The organism is Azoarcus sp. KH32C (genome assembly GCF_000349945.1).
Lineage (GTDB): Bacteria > Pseudomonadota > Gammaproteobacteria > Burkholderiales > Rhodocyclaceae > Aromatoleum.
The window spans coordinates 3,143,909-3,158,020 of sequence record NC_020516.1 but is presented as its reverse complement, the minus strand read 5'-3'; the positions used below and the strand labels follow the sequence as shown (position 1 = coordinate 3,158,020).

Annotated in this window: 12 protein-coding genes; 8 read left to right on the top strand and 4 right to left on the bottom strand. The window is 65.6% G+C overall.

Annotated elements, in window-relative coordinates:
* Window position 1 precedes the first annotated feature (1 nt).
* Both AZKH_RS13815 and AZKH_RS13810 read right to left on the bottom strand, forming a co-directional pair.
* Window positions 2-601, bottom strand: coding sequence for a nicotinamidase (locus AZKH_RS13815; protein ID WP_015436404.1), 600 nt, complete (start codon window positions 599-601; stop codon window positions 2-4).
* 25 nt (window positions 602-626) lie between these two features.
* Window positions 627-3,068, bottom strand: coding sequence for a Lon protease family protein (locus tag AZKH_RS13810; RefSeq protein WP_015436403.1), 2,442 nt, complete (start codon window positions 3,066-3,068; stop codon window positions 627-629).
* A 168-nt stretch (window positions 3,069-3,236) separates the two neighbouring features.
* Here AZKH_RS13810 and AZKH_RS13805 point away from each other — a divergent pair, with 168 nt between their 5' ends.
* From AZKH_RS13805 to AZKH_RS13770, 8 genes are read left to right on the top strand one after another with little or no spacing between them, the layout of a single operon-like run.
* On the top strand, window positions 3,237-3,683 hold the full coding sequence (locus tag AZKH_RS13805; RefSeq protein WP_015436402.1) for an SUF system Fe-S cluster assembly regulator: 447 nt from the start codon (window positions 3,237-3,239) through the stop codon (window positions 3,681-3,683).
* A gap of 36 nt (window positions 3,684-3,719) precedes the next feature.
* Window positions 3,720-5,168 (top strand): Fe-S cluster assembly protein SufB, encoded by a 1,449-nt coding sequence (sufB, locus tag AZKH_RS13800; RefSeq protein ID WP_015436401.1) that lies wholly within the window; start codon window positions 3,720-3,722, stop codon window positions 5,166-5,168.
* A 12-nt stretch (window positions 5,169-5,180) separates the two neighbouring features.
* Window positions 5,181-5,963 carry a Fe-S cluster assembly ATPase SufC gene (gene sufC, locus AZKH_RS13795; RefSeq protein ID WP_015436400.1) on the top strand — a complete coding sequence of 261 codons (783 nt, stop codon included), beginning with the start codon at window positions 5,181-5,183 and terminating at the stop codon, window positions 5,961-5,963.
* Window positions 5,960-7,285 (top strand): Fe-S cluster assembly protein SufD, encoded by a 1,326-nt coding sequence (gene sufD / locus AZKH_RS13790; protein WP_015436399.1) that lies wholly within the window; start codon window positions 5,960-5,962, stop codon window positions 7,283-7,285. Before sufC ends, sufD begins: the two co-directional genes overlap by 4 nt.
* A 9-nt stretch (window positions 7,286-7,294) precedes the next feature.
* Entirely contained in the window at window positions 7,295-8,578 is a 1,284-nt protein-coding gene (locus AZKH_RS13785) for a cysteine desulfurase (protein ID WP_015436398.1), read from the top strand.
* Window positions 8,571-9,023, top strand: coding sequence for a Fe-S cluster assembly sulfur transfer protein SufU (sufU, locus tag AZKH_RS13780; protein WP_015436397.1), 453 nt, complete (start codon window positions 8,571-8,573; stop codon window positions 9,021-9,023). Before AZKH_RS13785 ends, sufU begins: the two co-directional genes overlap by 8 nt.
* 15 nt (window positions 9,024-9,038) lie before the next feature.
* Window positions 9,039-9,407, top strand: a complete 369-nt coding sequence (locus AZKH_RS13775) for an SUF system Fe-S cluster assembly protein (protein ID WP_041657330.1) — start codon at window positions 9,039-9,041, stop codon at window positions 9,405-9,407.
* The gene (locus AZKH_RS13770) at window positions 9,407-9,739 is read left to right on the top strand and encodes a non-heme iron oxygenase ferredoxin subunit (protein ID WP_015436395.1); all 333 of its coding nucleotides are present in this window, start codon (window positions 9,407-9,409) and stop codon (window positions 9,737-9,739) included. Before AZKH_RS13775 ends, AZKH_RS13770 begins: the two co-directional genes overlap by 1 nt.
* Here AZKH_RS13770 and AZKH_RS13765 read toward each other — a convergent pair.
* Window positions 9,703-11,892, bottom strand: coding sequence for an EAL domain-containing protein (locus AZKH_RS13765; protein WP_015436394.1), 2,190 nt, complete (start codon window positions 11,890-11,892; stop codon window positions 9,703-9,705). The genes AZKH_RS13770 and AZKH_RS13765 overlap by 37 nt on opposite strands.
* Before the next feature lie 47 nt (window positions 11,893-11,939).
* On the bottom strand, window positions 11,940-14,105 hold the full coding sequence (locus AZKH_RS13760) for an HDOD domain-containing protein (RefSeq protein ID WP_015436393.1): 2,166 nt from the start codon (window positions 14,103-14,105) through the stop codon (window positions 11,940-11,942).
* Window positions 14,106-14,112: the final 7 nt, after the last annotated feature.

Sequence of the window (14,112 nt, the reverse complement as noted above, 5' to 3'; positions counted from 1 at the left end):
GTCAGTCGGCCACCTGGGTGCTGCTGATGAGGGTGGCACCGAGTTCTTGCATCTCCTTGATCGCGCGCTCGCCGTCGCCCGGTCGAACATCGACGGCGCGGATGGCGTCGGCCAGCAGTAGTACCTCGTAGCCCTTGGCGAGCGCGTCGCGCACGGTGTTGAGCACGCAGTAGTCGGTCGCGAGTCCGGCAACGAAGAGTCGTTGGGCACCTGGGGCGCGGAGTTGGTAATGGAGCTCCGTTCCGCCGAAGCCGGAATAGGCATCCTCGTCCGTCGTCGTCGCCTTGGATACGATGGCCGTGTCGTGGGGCAGGGCGAGGTTGGCGGGAAAGGCGGCGCCTTGGGTGCCGGCGATGCAGTGCGGCGGCCATGGGCCTCCCTGCTCGCGAAAGGAGCAGTGTTCGGCGGGGTGCCAGTCGCGGGTCGCGAATATCGGCAGGCTGCGGCGCGAGAAGCTTAGGATTAGTCGGTTCAGCGGCGGGATGATCTCGTCGCCGTGGGGGACGGCCAGGCTGCCCCCGGGGAGGAAGTCGTTCTGCACGTCCACGAGCAGCAGTGCGTCGCCTGCACGTGGCGTCGTCGATGATGCGTCGCTCGGCATGGGAATCTCCGGGTCGCGGATATCTTCAATTTAGTTTGCTGTCCGGCTCCTGTCCTGATTTCCGTGGTTCCGCACGGGTCTTGCTCAGGCTGCGACGTTCCCGCAGCGGGCTGCAGATGGCGGCGAAACGCGCAAGCCGGGCGTCGATACGCTGATTGATGCTTCCTTCGGGCCAGGTGCCTTCGGCGCCCGCGATGCCAGCGGCGGCGCCGGTCAGGAGCGAGATAGCCTCGTCCACGTGGTGGACCGCGTAGACATGGAAAAGTCCGGCGCGCGCGGCCTCGACCACCTCTTCCCGCAGCATCAGGTGCTGGACGTTGGCCTGCGGGATGAGGACGCCCTGGTCGCCCGTCAGGCCACGCGCCTTGCAGATGTCGAAAAAGCCTTCGATCTTCTCGTTTACGCCGCCGATGGCCTGGACTTTTCCGTGCTGGTTCACCGAGCCCGTGACGGCGAAGGACTGGCGGATCGGCGCGTCGGACAGGGCGGATAGCAAGGCGCAGAGTTCGGCGAGCGAGGCGCTGTCGCCCTCGACGGGACCGTAGGACTGTTCGAAGACGACGCTGGCGGCGAGCGACAGCGGATGGGCCATCGCGTAGCGCGCGGTGAGAAAGGCGGAGAGGATCATCACGCCTTTCGTGTGGATCGCGCCGCCGAGTTCGGCTTTGCGCTCGATGTCGGCCACACCGCCTTCACCAGGCCGTGCGGTGGCGGTGATGCGCATGGGGCGGCCGAAGGCGAAATCGCCGAGATCGATCACGGCAAGGCCGTTGATCTGGCCGACTTGGCTGCCGGCGGTCTCGATCAGCAGGGTGTCGCGCAGGACCGCGTCGTGGATCGTGTCGCGCAGCCGGTCGGCGCGGCGGATGCGCGCGGCAAGTGCCTGCTCGACGTCGTCGCGTTCGATGCGCTCGCGGCCGGCGGTCTTTGCGACATGGTTGGACTCGTGCAGCAGGTCGGCGATATCACGCGTGCGGGTCGACAGGCGGCCAGCGTCACCGGCAAGACGTGCGGCGTGCTCCACGAGGCGGGCGGCCGCGCTGGCACGCAAAGGGCGGAGCCGTGCGCCGCGGCCGAGCGCGGCGACGGTGCGGAGGAAGTCCCGTGTGTTGTCCGCGCTGCGTTCGACGCTGTCCTCGAAGTCGGCTGCGATCTTGAACAGTTCGGCGAACTCCGGATCGAGCTGCTTGAGCAGGTAGTAGTGGATGCGTTGGCCGAACAGCACGAGTTTCACGTCGAGTGGAATGGGCTCGGGTTCGAGCGGCAGTGCGCCGATCCAGCCATAAACCTGGGCGAGCGACTCGATGCGGATCTGGCCGGATTTGAGCGCGCGTTTTAGGCCTTCCCATGCGTAGGGCTGGGTAAGCACCTTTTCCGCATCGAGCAGCAGGAAGCCGCCGTTCGCGCGGTGCAGCGCGCCCGCCTTGATCAGCGTGAAGTTGGTGATAAGCGTGCCCATCGTCGCGATGTGATCGACACGGCCGACGAGATTCGGATAGGTTGGGTGGTCTTCGAATTCGAGCGGCGCATCGTTGCGGGCGTCCTGATCGACGAGCAGATTGACCTGGTAGCGTTGCGCGGAGATGCCGCCTTCGGTCGTGTTGCCCTTGGCAGCCTGTTCGCGGAGCTCCTGTCCCACCTCGACGATGTCGTGCAGAACGTCGCGCAGGAAGTTGACGACCGTCGGAAGGTCGCGGTGGCGCTCCTGGAGTTCCTCGATAAGGTGGCCGACCGAGAGTTCCAGCGTCTCGCGGTTGAGCTCGCGCAGCCGCGCCTGCATCTCTCGCCGCCAGCGGGGGAATTGCTGGAGCAGTTTGTGTAGCTGTTCGCGCAGTGACTCACTGCTCTTCGTGATGCGCTCGCGCTCGCCTTCCGGCAGGCCCGCGAAGGCTTCGGGGTCGAGGGTTTCATCACCTTTCATCGGCAGGAAGGCGAAGCCCTGCGGCGTGCGGACGAGTGCGACGCTCTGCTGCGTGGCGGTGTCGCCGAGGTCGCGCAGCGAGCCTTCCTCGCGCTGCTTGAATTCGTCATGTATCGCTTCGGCGCGGGTGCGATATTGCTCGCTGTCGAAGCCGGCGTTGATGGCCTGACCGACTTCGGAGACGAATTGCTCCATGTCGTCGCGCAACTGTGCTCCACGGCCCGGCGGCAACTGGAGAGCTCGCGGGTTGTTGGGCTGGTCGAAGTTGTTGACGTAGCACCAATCGCCCGGCGTGGGGCGTGAGGCGACCAACGATTCGAGCATGCGCCGTACCGCATTGTGACGGTGACTGCCGGGTTCGCCGAGGACGAAGGCGTTATAGCCGGGGGCCGTGATCTCGGTGGCGAGTCGTAGCGCATCGACGGCGCGCGACTGGCCGAAGACGACGTCGGGATCCGGCAGCGATTCGGTCGTTTCGAAGTCCAGCAGTTCCGGCGCGCAACGGGTACATAGCAGCCGGGGCTCGAGCGGCACGATCTCTGGCATATCCACGTTTCTCCTGAAGGAAGAAGATGGCGGCAGTGCAACTGTACTCGTTATGCGGCGCGGATGTCGTGGTGCTCGCGTGATTAGAATCCAAGTGTTGCGCGTTGACGAGAGTCGGAACCAAAAAGGACCGTTTCGGTCCGATATTGTGAAACCGGAATGAGTGTCATGCTGAGAGTGAGCAAACTGGGCGACTACGGGACGATGATCATGGTTCACATGGCCCGTCAGCCCTTGCGTTTGTTCAGTGCGTGCGACATGGCGGAGGCAACGGGCCTCGGGCCGGCGACCGTGAGCAAGTTGATGAAGTGCTTGGCCCGCGAGGGCTTGTTGGTGTCGCATCGTGGGACGCATGGCGGCTATCGGCTCGCTCGCGAACCGACGGAGATTTCGATCGCGCAGATCGTGGATGCGGTCGAAGGGCCGGTGGGCGTGACCGAATGCAGCGTTGCGGCCGGCACGTGCGCACAGGAAGCGACCTGTACGGTGCGGGCGGGGTGGCAAGGGATCAACTCGCTGCTGCGCGCCTCCCTCGAAAACGTCAGATTGGCCGAGTTTGCCCGGACGACCGAAGGCATGGCCGGCGACGAAATCGTCGCCAGTCCGGGCGAGTGAGAGCCGCCAGCGAATTGGGGATGGAGGTAGGGGACGATGGGCAGCCAAGTCTTTCAACTCGATGATCTGATCAGCCAGGAATATCGGCACGGTTTCTACACGCCGATGGAGACCGATACCGTTCCGCGCGGTTTGTCCGAGGACGTCGTCCGCCTGATTTCGGCGAAGAAGAGCGAGCCGGAGTTCATGCTGGAGTGGCGCCTGCAGGCGTTCAGGCACTGGTTGACGATGACCGAGCCGGAATGGGCGACGGTTCGTCATCCCCCGATCGATTACCAGGACATCGTGTATTACTCGGCGCCGCGCTCGAAGGGTGAGGGGCTGAAGAGCCTCGACGAGGTCGATCCGGAGTTGCTGCGCACCTACGAGAAGCTCGGCGTGCCGCTGCAGGAGCGTGAACTGCTGGCGGGCGTGGCGGTGGATGCGGTGTTCGACAGCGTCTCGGTGGCGACGACATTCCGCGACAAGCTTGCGGAGCAGGGCATCATCTTCTGCTCGTTTTCCGAAGCGGTGCAGAAGCATCCGGATCTGGTGCGCCAGTATCTCGGCACGGTCGTTCCTTACACCGACAACTTCTTCGCGACGCTGAACTCGGCGGTGTTCTCGGACGGTTCGTTCTGCTACATCCCGCCGGGCGTGCGCTGCCCGATGGAGCTGTCGACCTACTTCCGCATCAACGCGATGAACACCGGGCAGTTCGAGCGCACGCTGATCATCGCCGACCGCGGATCCTACGTGAGCTACCTCGAAGGCTGCACGGCGCCGATGCGCGACGAGAACCAACTGCACGCGGCGGTCGTCGAGCTGATCGCGCTCGAAGGGGCGCAGATCAAGTATTCGACGGTGCAGAACTGGTACCCGGGCGACAAGGAAGGCAAGGGCGGGATCTACAACTTCGTGACCAAGCGCGGCGAGTGCCGCGAGGCGAATTCGAAGATCTCGTGGACCCAGGTCGAGACCGGCTCGGCGATCACGTGGAAGTACCCGAGCGTGATCCTGCGCGGCGATAACTCGGTCGGCGAGTTCCATTCGGTGGCGCTGACGAACCATTACCAGCAGGCCGATACGGGCACCAAGATGATCCATCTCGGCCGCAATACGCGCAGCACGATTCTGTCGAAGGGCATCTCGGCGGGGCACGGCAGCAATGCCTATCGCGGGCTGGTGAAGGTCGCGAAGAGCGCGGTCGGGGCGCGCAACTACACGCAATGCGATTCGCTGTTGCTCGGTGACCGCTGCGCGGCGCACACCTTCCCGTATATCGAGGTGAAGAATTCGACGGCGCGCGTCGAACACGAGGCCTCGACCTCGCGTATCGGGGAGGATCAGCTTTTCTACTGCCAAAGCCGCGGGATTTCGCCCGAGGACGCGGTGTCGCTGATCGTGTCCGGGTTCTGCAAGGAAGTGTTCAAGCAACTGCCGATGGAGTTCGCGGTCGAGGCGCAGAAGCTCCTCGGCGTGAGCCTCGAAGGCAGCATAGGCTGAGGGAGTACGAAGATGCTGGAGATCCGCAACCTTCATGTCACAGTGGATGACAAACCGATCCTGCGCGGGCTCGATCTCAGCGTGGGACCGGGCGAGGTGCACGCCATCATGGGGCCGAACGGCTCGGGCAAGAGCACGCTGGCGCACGTGCTGGCGGGGCGCGAAGGCTATGTCGTGACCGAGGGCGAGGTCCGTTACCTGGGGCGCGATCTGCTGGCTCTGAGTGCGGAGGAGCGGGCGCGCGAAGGGATCTTCCTCGCGTTCCAGTACCCGGTCGAAATTCCGGGGGTGGCCAACATCTACCTGCTGAAGTCGGCGCTGAACGCGATCCGCCGTCATCGCGGCGAGGCTGAACTCGATGCGATGGATTTCCTCTCGCTCGTGAAGGCGAAGCTGTGCCTGATGGAGATGGACGAGAGCCTGTTGTACCGCGCCGTCAACGAAGGCTTTTCGGGGGGCGAGAAGAAGCGCAACGAGATCCTGCAGATGGCGGTGCTAGCGCCGCGGCTGGCGATCCTCGACGAGACGGATTCGGGCCTCGACATCGACGCGCTGCAGGTCGTCGCAAAGGGTGTCGAAGCGATGCGCGATGCAGAGCGTTCGATGATCCTCGTGACCCACTACCAGCGGCTGCTCGACCATATCCGGCCGGATCGCGTGCATGTGCTCGCGCAAGGGCGGATCGCCTTGTCCGGCGGTCCGGAACTCGCGCTCGAGCTCGAACGCAAGGGATATGGCTGGGTCGAGGCGGAGGCGCGCAAGGAGATCGGTGATTCGGCGGGAGCGGCAAGATGACGCCAAGCGTGATGCCGAATGCGGACACTCCTTTCGTCGATCGCTTCGTGGCGGCGTTCGTGGAACGGCAGTCGCGGCTGCCGGGAGCGTCCGTGCCGTGGATACGGCGCTTGCGCAGCGAGGCGATCGAACGCTTCGCCGAATTGGGATTGCCCACGACGCGTGACGAGGATTGGAAATATACGAGCGTCGCGGGGATCGCACGGCGGGCTTTCGACGTCGTCGTGGCCGATGCCTCGCTGGAGGGCGTTGGAGAGCGGGTTGCGGCGTACGCGCTGCCCGGCACGCACCGTCTGGTGTTCGTTGATGGACATTACGTGTCCGGGCTGTCGCAGGTCGGCGCCTTGCCCGAGGGGGCGCATATCGGCAGCCTCGCGCTGGCCAGCGTGGCGCATGCCGATCGTCTGGCGGAGATCTTCGGGGGCGGCAATGCGGCAGACGGCTTCGGTGCGCTGAACGAGGCGCTGTGGAGCGACGGGGCGTGGATCGATCTCGCGCCCGGCGTCGTCGTCGAGGAGCCGGTCCATTTACTGTTCATGACGACACGAAGCGATGGGGCGAGTTTTCCGCACAATCTTGTGCATGTGGGCGATGGCGCCAGCGTGACGATGATCGAGCACCATGTCGGACCGGATGAGGCGAGCTATCTCACCGACGCGGTGACGCGCATCGTCGTCGGCAAGGCGGCGCGTGTGAACCACACGAAACTGCAGCAAGAGGGGCGCAAGGGCTTCCATATCGCGAGGGTGGCGGCGGAGCAGGCGCGCGACAGCCGCTTCGGTTCGCATGCTTTCGCCTTCGGCGCACAGCTCGCGCGCAGCGAGATCGCGACGCGTCTGGGCGAAGGCTGCGATACCGAGCTGGTCGGGCTGTATGTGAGCGACGGGCGCCGCCATGTCGACCACCATACCTTCATCGACCACGCGGAGCCGCGAGGAACGAGCCGGGAGCTCTACAAGGGCGTGCTCGACGGCTCGGCGCGAGCGGTGTTCAACGGGCGCGTGATCGTGCGTCCCGATGCACAGGGTACCGATGCGCGGCAGACCAACCGCAATCTGCTGCTGTCGGACGACGCCGAGGTCGACACCAAGCCGCAGCTCGAAATCTGGGCCGACGACGTCAAATGCGCACATGGGGCAACCGTGGGGCAATTGGATGAAGATCAGCTCTACTACCTGCGTTCGCGCGGAGTCGGTGAAGCGGACGCTCGCGACTTGCTGATTCGTGCTTTTGCACTCGAAACCCTCGGGAGCATCGCCTTCGACCCGCTGCGTGCGCGGCTCGAGGCGCTGTTGCCCGGGCGCAGGGCGCAAGCCATTTAGGGGCGATCGATGGGCGACATGAAGCTGGACATCCAAACCAGTCCTGCCACGGGCTTGCAGGGGCGCGAGCTTTCAGCCTTCTTTGCCAGCCGTCGCGCGGATTTCCCGATCCTCGCCCGCAGCGTGCATGGCAAGCCGCTCGTCTATCTCGACAACGGCGCGACGAGCCAGAAGCCGCGTTGCGTGATCGAAGCCGAGGCGCGTTTCTATGGCGAATCGAACGCCAACGTGCACCGCGGCGTGCATCGCCTGAGCCAGGAGGCGACCGATGCCTTCGAAGGCGCGCGGGATGTCGTGCAGCGCTTCATGAACGCCGGGCGGCGCGAGGAGATCGTGTTCGTGCGCGGCACGACCGAGGCGATCAACCTCGTCGCGAACAGTTACGGCGTGCGGCTGAAGGCAGGCGACGAAATCCTGATCACGGCGATGGAGCACCACTCGAACATCGTGCCATGGCAATTGGCGTGCGAACGGACCGGGGCGACGTTGAAGGTTGCGCCGATCAATGACGCGGGCGAGCTGATCGTCGAGGAGTTCGAAGGGCTGCTCGGGCCGCGGACCCGGATCGTCGGCCTGACGCACGTTTCGAACGCGCTGGGCAGCATCAACCCCGTCGGCAACCTTGTCCGGATGGCCCATTCGCACGGAGCCGTCGTGCTCGTGGACGGCGCCCAGGCGGTGCCGCATCTGGCCGTCGACGTGCAGGCGCTCGATTGCGATTTCTATGCGTTTTCCGGCCACAAGCTGTTCGCGCCGACCGGAACCGGCGTGCTTTACGGCAAGCGTGCGCTGCTCGAGTCGATGCCGCCGTGGCAGGGCGGTGGGGACATGATTCGCACGGTCAGTTTCGAGCGCTCGACCTGGAACGACCTGCCTTACAAGTTCGAGGCGGGGACGCCGAACATCGCCGGCGCGGTCGGCCTCGCCGAGGCGATCGGCTACGTCGAGAAGATCGGCTTCGAAGCCATCGGCGCGCACGAGCACGCACTGCTGGCGCACGCAATCGCGCTCGCGCAGGAAGTGCCGGGCTTGCGCCTGATCGGCACCGCAAGGGACAAGGCGGCGATCCTGTCCTTCATGCTGGCGGACGTGCATCCGCACGACGTCGGCACCATCCTCGACATCGAAGGGGTGGCGGTGCGGACCGGGCATCACTGCGCGATGCCGCTGATGGAGCGCTTCGGCGTACCCGCGACCGTGCGCGCTTCGTTTGCGCTCTACAACACGCACGAGGACGTGGAGGCGCTCTTCGCGGCGCTGCGCAAGGTGCGCGAGGTGTTCGGCCATGTCTGAGCTGCGCGAGCTCTACCAGGAAATGATCATCGACCACGGGCGGCATCCGCGGAATTTCGGGCCGTTGGCGGACGCCGATCATCATGCCGAAGGCTTCAATCCGCTTTGCGGCGACCGCATAAAACTGCAGTTGAAGGTGCGCGACGGCCGGATCGAAGACGCCCGTTTCGAAGGCGTCGGCTGCGCGATTTCGACCGCTTCCGCGTCCTTGATGACCGAAGCGCTGAAGGGGCGCAGCGAGGAGGAGGTGCGGGCGCTCTTCGATGAATTCCGGGCGATGGTCACTGGCGAAGGCGAGCGGCGCGGCGAACCGCCACTGGGCAAGCTCGAAGTGCTGGGGGGGGTGCAGGAATTTCCCTCCCGCGTGAAGTGCGCGACGCTTGCGTGGCATACGCTGCTCGCGGCGCTCGAAGGCGAATCGAGCCCGGTGTCGACGGAAGGCTGAATGGAGGAGACAGGCATGAGCATCTTCGACTGGCTGCATCGGGCGGAATCTTCGGCCGCGCGGAAGGCTGCGGAAGGAGAAGGCTTGCGCGACGAGGTCGTCGCGGTGCTGCGCCTGATCTACGACCCGGAGATCCCGGTCAATATCTACGACCTGGGACTCATCTACGGGCTTGACATCGACGAGGCGAAAGGCAAGGTCGACATCCGCATGACGCTTACCGCGCCTGCGTGCCCGGTGGCCGAGAGCCTGGTCAGCTCCGTGAAGGAAGCGGTCGCTTCCGTCGATGGCGTCGAGGATGCGGCCGTCGAACTCGTGTGGGACCCACCATGGACCCAGGATCGGATGAGCGAGGCGGCGCGGCTCGACCTGGGGCTACTGTGATGGAGACTTGGGTCGATGTCTGCCCGGTGGGCGAGATACTTCCCGGTGGCGTGCGCGTGGTCGAACTGGAGGATGGCCGTTCTGTGGCGGTGTTCCGGGTCGGCAACGAGTACCATGCGGTCGAGGATCGCTGCAGCCACGAGGACGAGAATCTGTCGTGGGGGCTCGTCCACGGCTGCGAGGTCACCTGCCCGAGGCACGGAGCGCGGTTTTCACTCCTCACGGGCGAAGCGCTGTCGCCGCCCGCCTACGAACCGGTTGCCGTATTTCCCGTGCGGGTGCAGGAGGGGAAGGTTCAGGTGGCCAGTGCGCCGGCCGCCGGCGCACGATAGGTCCGGAGGAAGGGAAGCAGCTCGTCGACCGGCACGGGCGGGCTGAAGCGGAATCCCTGCATCACTTCGCAGCCTTGCGCGAGCAGGGCGTCGACCTGGTACTGCGTTTCGACGCCCTCGGCGAGCACGTTGAGCCCGAAGCCCTGCGCGATGCTGACGATCGCGCCGATGACCGGCGAGGCTCGCCCGGAGCTGTCGAGGTCGCGCACGAAGGACTGGTCGATCTTCACGGTATTCACCGGGAAGCGGCGCAGGTAGTTGAGCGACGAGTAGCGCGTGCCGAAGTCGTCGATCGAGATGTGGATGCCCTGACGGCGTAGTTCATGGACCTTCGCGATGACGCACTCGGCGTCGTCCATCAGCAGGTTCTCGGTGATCTCGACTTCGATGTTGTGCGCCGGCACCTGATGGCGGCGGATCGGCCCGAGAACGCGTTCGACGAAATCGGCGCGACGGAATTCGAGCGGCGACAGGTTGATGGCAAGGCGCAGGTCGTCGATGCCTTGGCGCGCCCATTCGGCCAGCTGGCGGCAGCCTTCGTCGAGCACCCAGTCGCTGATGCCGAAGATCAGGCCGCATTCCTCCGCGACGGGAATGAAGTTGTTGGGGCCCAGCAGGCCGCGACGCGGATGTTCCCAGCGGATCAGCGCTTCGACGCCGGTGACGCGGGCGCGGGTCACGTCAAGCTGGGGCTGGAAGTGCAGCACGAACTGCTTCTGCTCCAGCGCGACCCGCAGTTCGTTGTCGAGATCGACCCGCTCTACATGGTTGCGGCTCATCTCGGTCGTGTAGCGCGCGTAGCCGTTCTTGCCGCTCGCCTTGATGCGGTACATCGCGATGTCCGCGCTGCGCAGCAGCAGGTCCGGCGTGTCGCCGTCGTCCGGGAAAACCGCGATGCCGATGCTGCAGGTGGCCCGGAAATCCCGTCCGCCGACGACGAACGAGGGCTTCAACGCGGCAACGATCTTCTCGGCGATCGCGGTGACGGCGTTGGCGTCGGAGATGTCGGGCAGCAGGATCGTGAACTCGTCGCCGCCCTGGCGGGACATCGTGTCGCCTGCACGCAGGCACTCGCGCACGCGGCGCGAGAAGCCCTTCAGCAGTTCGTCGCCTTCGAGATGGCCATAGGTGTCGTTCACGAGCTTGAAGCGGTCAAGATCGAGGTACATCAGGCCGACGTAGTCGCCGCGCCGCCGCGCTTGGCTGATCGCGAGCTCCAGCCGGTCGCGGAAGAGCACGCGGTTTGGCAGGCCGGTCAGCAGGTCGTGGAAGGCCTGGAAGCTGATCGTCTCCTCGGCGCGCTTGCGCTCGGTGATGTCGCGCAGGACCCCGGCAGTGCCCATGAAGCGCTTGCTGTCGGCTTCCTCGTCGTAGCGATAGACGCCCTGGGAGCTGAGGATCGCGACGATCGCTTGGTTCTCGAAGTGGCGAACCTCGTGCGTGCGGCAGCGCAGCCGGATCTCGTGGTTGTTCGTCGCGCGGTCGCCGACGCGACGCTCGGCGAACGCGTAGCGGGCCTGTTCCAGATCGGCAGGATGAACGATCACCGAGTAATGCATGCCGATCAGCTCGTCGCGGCGGTAGCCGAGCAGCGATTCGATGCGGCCATTGAGGAAGATGAACTTCCCCTGCGGATCGAGCGTGTAGATGATGTCCGGCGAGTTCTCGACGAGGAAGCGGTGCAGCCGTTCGGATTGCTCCAGGCGCGCCGTCATCAGCGCGTTTTCGCGCTCCAGCTGGCGGCGGCTCAGCGCCTTGTCGACGGTGCGGATCAGCTCCTCGGGGTTCGCGTGTTTGCGGATGAATTCGCACGCGCCGCGGCGCAGCGCGAGAATGGCCGATTCGATGGCTTCGTCGGCGCTGAAGACCACGACGGCGGTCGCGAGGCGTTTCTGCTCCATCCACGCCATGATCTCGGTGCCGTGCATGTCAGGCAGGTTCAGGTCGAGCACCAGGACGTCGATGTCCAGGCGGTCGAGCTGTTCGATCGCTTCGCGCCCGGTACCGCAGGAGCGGATTTCGCGCCCGGTTTGCGCGAGCAAGGCGCCGTAGGCGTCGCGGATGCGGGGTTCGTCATCGACGATCAGCACGCGCGAGCTCTCGGGTGTCTCCGAGCTCTGCTCGCCGGCAAACATGCTGTGACTCAACTCCATCGTCCCGTCTCCCGGTTGCGGAAATCCGCCTCGCAAGGCTATGTCGCTCACGTTCTGGCTTCGCAGGGCAGCAGCAGCGAAAGCGTCGTTCCGTGACCGGAGCCGCTGCGGCAGGTGATCGTGCAGCCGACGCGGGCGGCGATCCGCCCGACGATCGACAAACCCAGTCCCCGGTCGCCGTCGCCGGCCACCTGCTCGGGGAAGGACAGATTGCGGATTGCGGCCTCGGGCATGCCCGGGCCGGTATCCTGCAGCCGGATCTCGACATGCCGCCGTCCCCCCTGCATCACGCCTTCGGCGATCGCGATATCGAAACGGTCGCCCGCACTCATCGCTTCGGCCGCGTTCTTCCACAGGTTGAGCAGGATCTGCTTCAGGCTGTCGGCGTCGCACGCAACGGTCTCGCCGGTGGCGTGGCCGAGGTCGGTGAGGACCGAGATCCCCCGGCTCTCGAAGAGCGGCTCGCGATACAGCGCGAGGAGTTCCCGAATGACTTCGACCGGCCGCACGCCCCCTGACGGCACTTCCGCCTGTGCCGGCACTTCGCTCAATCGCCGCATGATGGAGCCGACGCGGTCGATTTCCTCGCGCAGGATGTCGAGTTCCTGGCGCACGCCGCTTTCGGCCGGGAGCTTCATGTCGAGGATCTTCAGGTAGCTCTTGATGATCCCGAGCGGGTTGCCGGCTTCATGGACGATCCGTCTCGCCTGGCGCTGGAATGCGACCGATGCCGTGTCTTCGGCCTGCCTGCGGGCGGCGCCGGTGTTCTGCCAGGCTTCGAGGCTGATCCCGGCTATGCGCCCGAAGTTGAGCAGCCAGGGGTAGCGCCGCTTCAGCCGGCCGTGTTGCTCGCGGCCGAGTCCGAAGAGCATTACCCCGACCATACGACGGCGCCCCATCATCGGGACCGCGAGGATCCCCTCCGAACCGAATGCTCGCGCCAGCTGGTGATCGAGGAGCGAGGCCTGGGACGACAGGGGCTCGTCGAAGCTGCAGCGCACCTCCCGCTTCGCGATGGCACGGGTGGCGAGGCCGGCGTCGGTTCCTACCGCGAGCGAGGTTTCGCGGAAGATCGTCGGCTGAGGCGCGGACACGGCGCCGCTGAGCGTCCCCGATTCGGGGTCGATCAGCAGGAAGCCGAGATGCGTGAGATCGAACAGGATGCGTGCCGATTCGCGGAGCGAATTCAGCAGTTCGGCGTCGCTGTCGAGTTCCGCGAGGTCCTGCTGCAGCGGATGGAGCACGGCGATGTCGCGGATCCGCTCTTCCAGCGCCCGGTCGGCGGTCGAGGGCACGGCCGCCGGCGGAACGATGCTCACCTGCGGGATCGTCCGCGGGGCGGTGTTCAATGCGGCGGCCGGCGGTTCGATGCCCAGCGCGCGCGCGATCACTTCGACCTGGTCCAGGGCCTGCGACGCAATGCCTTCGAGGTCGAGCGGGGAATCGGGTCCGAAAGATGGTCCGAAGAGGGCTTCGCACCGCGCGCTGAGCGATGCGGCATCCGGCGGGTTGCGGCAGACGGCATCGGCGAGCCACAGCAGGCGCGGCAGTTGCGTCGCAGTCACGATCTGTTCGGCTGCGACGTGGTGGAAAAGGATCGCGTCGGCGAGGCCGCTTTCGAGCTGCCACTGGTCGGCCAGCCATGCGCCGGCTTCGATGTGCTGGACGCCGAGCCGCGCCTGTTCGAGGGAGAGAAGGGTTGGTTCGTCGCTGCTTTGCGACAGCAGCCAGGCGTACTGTTCGCCGTGGCTCGACAGCAGCAGGAGTTGCCCGACGTCGTGGAGCAGGCCTGCGAGGTAGGCCTCGTCGGGGCGCGCGTAGCCGGTGGCCGATGCGAGCGCCTGGGCCGTTTCGGCGACGAGCAGGGAGTGCTGCCAGAAGCCGGTGAGTTCGGCGTTGAGCGAACCGGGTTCCTTTTCGAACAGCCGCTTCACTGCGAGGCAGGTTGCCATCGCGCGCACCAGCCTGGTTCCGAGCACCTGGACGCAGGACTTGATGTCATGCGGCGCCGTGCTGCGCTGAAAGGCGGCGGAGTTGGCCGCTGCGAGGATGCGGGCGCACAGGCCCGGATCCTGGGCTATGACCGCGGCCAGCTGGTCCATCGTCGAGCCCTCGTCGTCGACTTGCTGGATCAGCCGGACCAATACCTGCGGCAGCGCCGGAACGCTTGCCGATTCGATGGCCACTGCGACGGATTGCGGGAGCTCGCGCATGCGATGG

What these genes read in the sequence shown, in the direction of transcription:
- AZKH_RS13785 (WP_015436398.1), top strand. Translation starts at nt 7,295, where the DNA reads ATGGGCGACATGAAGCTGGACATCCAAACCAGTCCTGCCACGGGCTTG.
- AZKH_RS13805 (WP_015436402.1), top strand. Translation starts at nt 3,237, where the DNA reads ATGCTGAGAGTGAGCAAACTGGGCGACTACGGGACGATGATCATGGTT.
- AZKH_RS13810 (WP_015436403.1), bottom strand. Translation starts at nt 3,068, where the DNA reads ATGCCAGAGATCGTGCCGCTCGAGCCCCGGCTGCTATGTACCCGTTGC.
- sufD (WP_015436399.1), top strand. Translation starts at nt 5,960, where the DNA reads ATGACGCCAAGCGTGATGCCGAATGCGGACACTCCTTTCGTCGATCGC.
- AZKH_RS13770 (WP_015436395.1), top strand. Translation starts at nt 9,407, where the DNA reads ATGGAGACTTGGGTCGATGTCTGCCCGGTGGGCGAGATACTTCCCGGT.
- AZKH_RS13765 (WP_015436394.1), bottom strand. Translation starts at nt 11,892, where the DNA reads ATGGAGTTGAGTCACAGCATGTTTGCCGGCGAGCAGAGCTCGGAGACA.
- AZKH_RS13775 (WP_041657330.1), top strand. Translation starts at nt 9,039, where the DNA reads ATGAGCATCTTCGACTGGCTGCATCGGGCGGAATCTTCGGCCGCGCGG.
- sufU (WP_015436397.1), top strand. Translation starts at nt 8,571, where the DNA reads ATGTCTGAGCTGCGCGAGCTCTACCAGGAAATGATCATCGACCACGGG.
- sufB (WP_015436401.1), top strand. Translation starts at nt 3,720, where the DNA reads ATGGGCAGCCAAGTCTTTCAACTCGATGATCTGATCAGCCAGGAATAT.
- AZKH_RS13760 (WP_015436393.1), bottom strand. Translation starts at nt 14,105, where the DNA reads ATGCGCGAGCTCCCGCAATCCGTCGCAGTGGCCATCGAATCGGCAAGC.
- sufC (WP_015436400.1), top strand. Translation starts at nt 5,181, where the DNA reads ATGCTGGAGATCCGCAACCTTCATGTCACAGTGGATGACAAACCGATC.
- AZKH_RS13815 (WP_015436404.1), bottom strand. Translation starts at nt 601, where the DNA reads ATGCCGAGCGACGCATCATCGACGACGCCACGTGCAGGCGACGCACTG.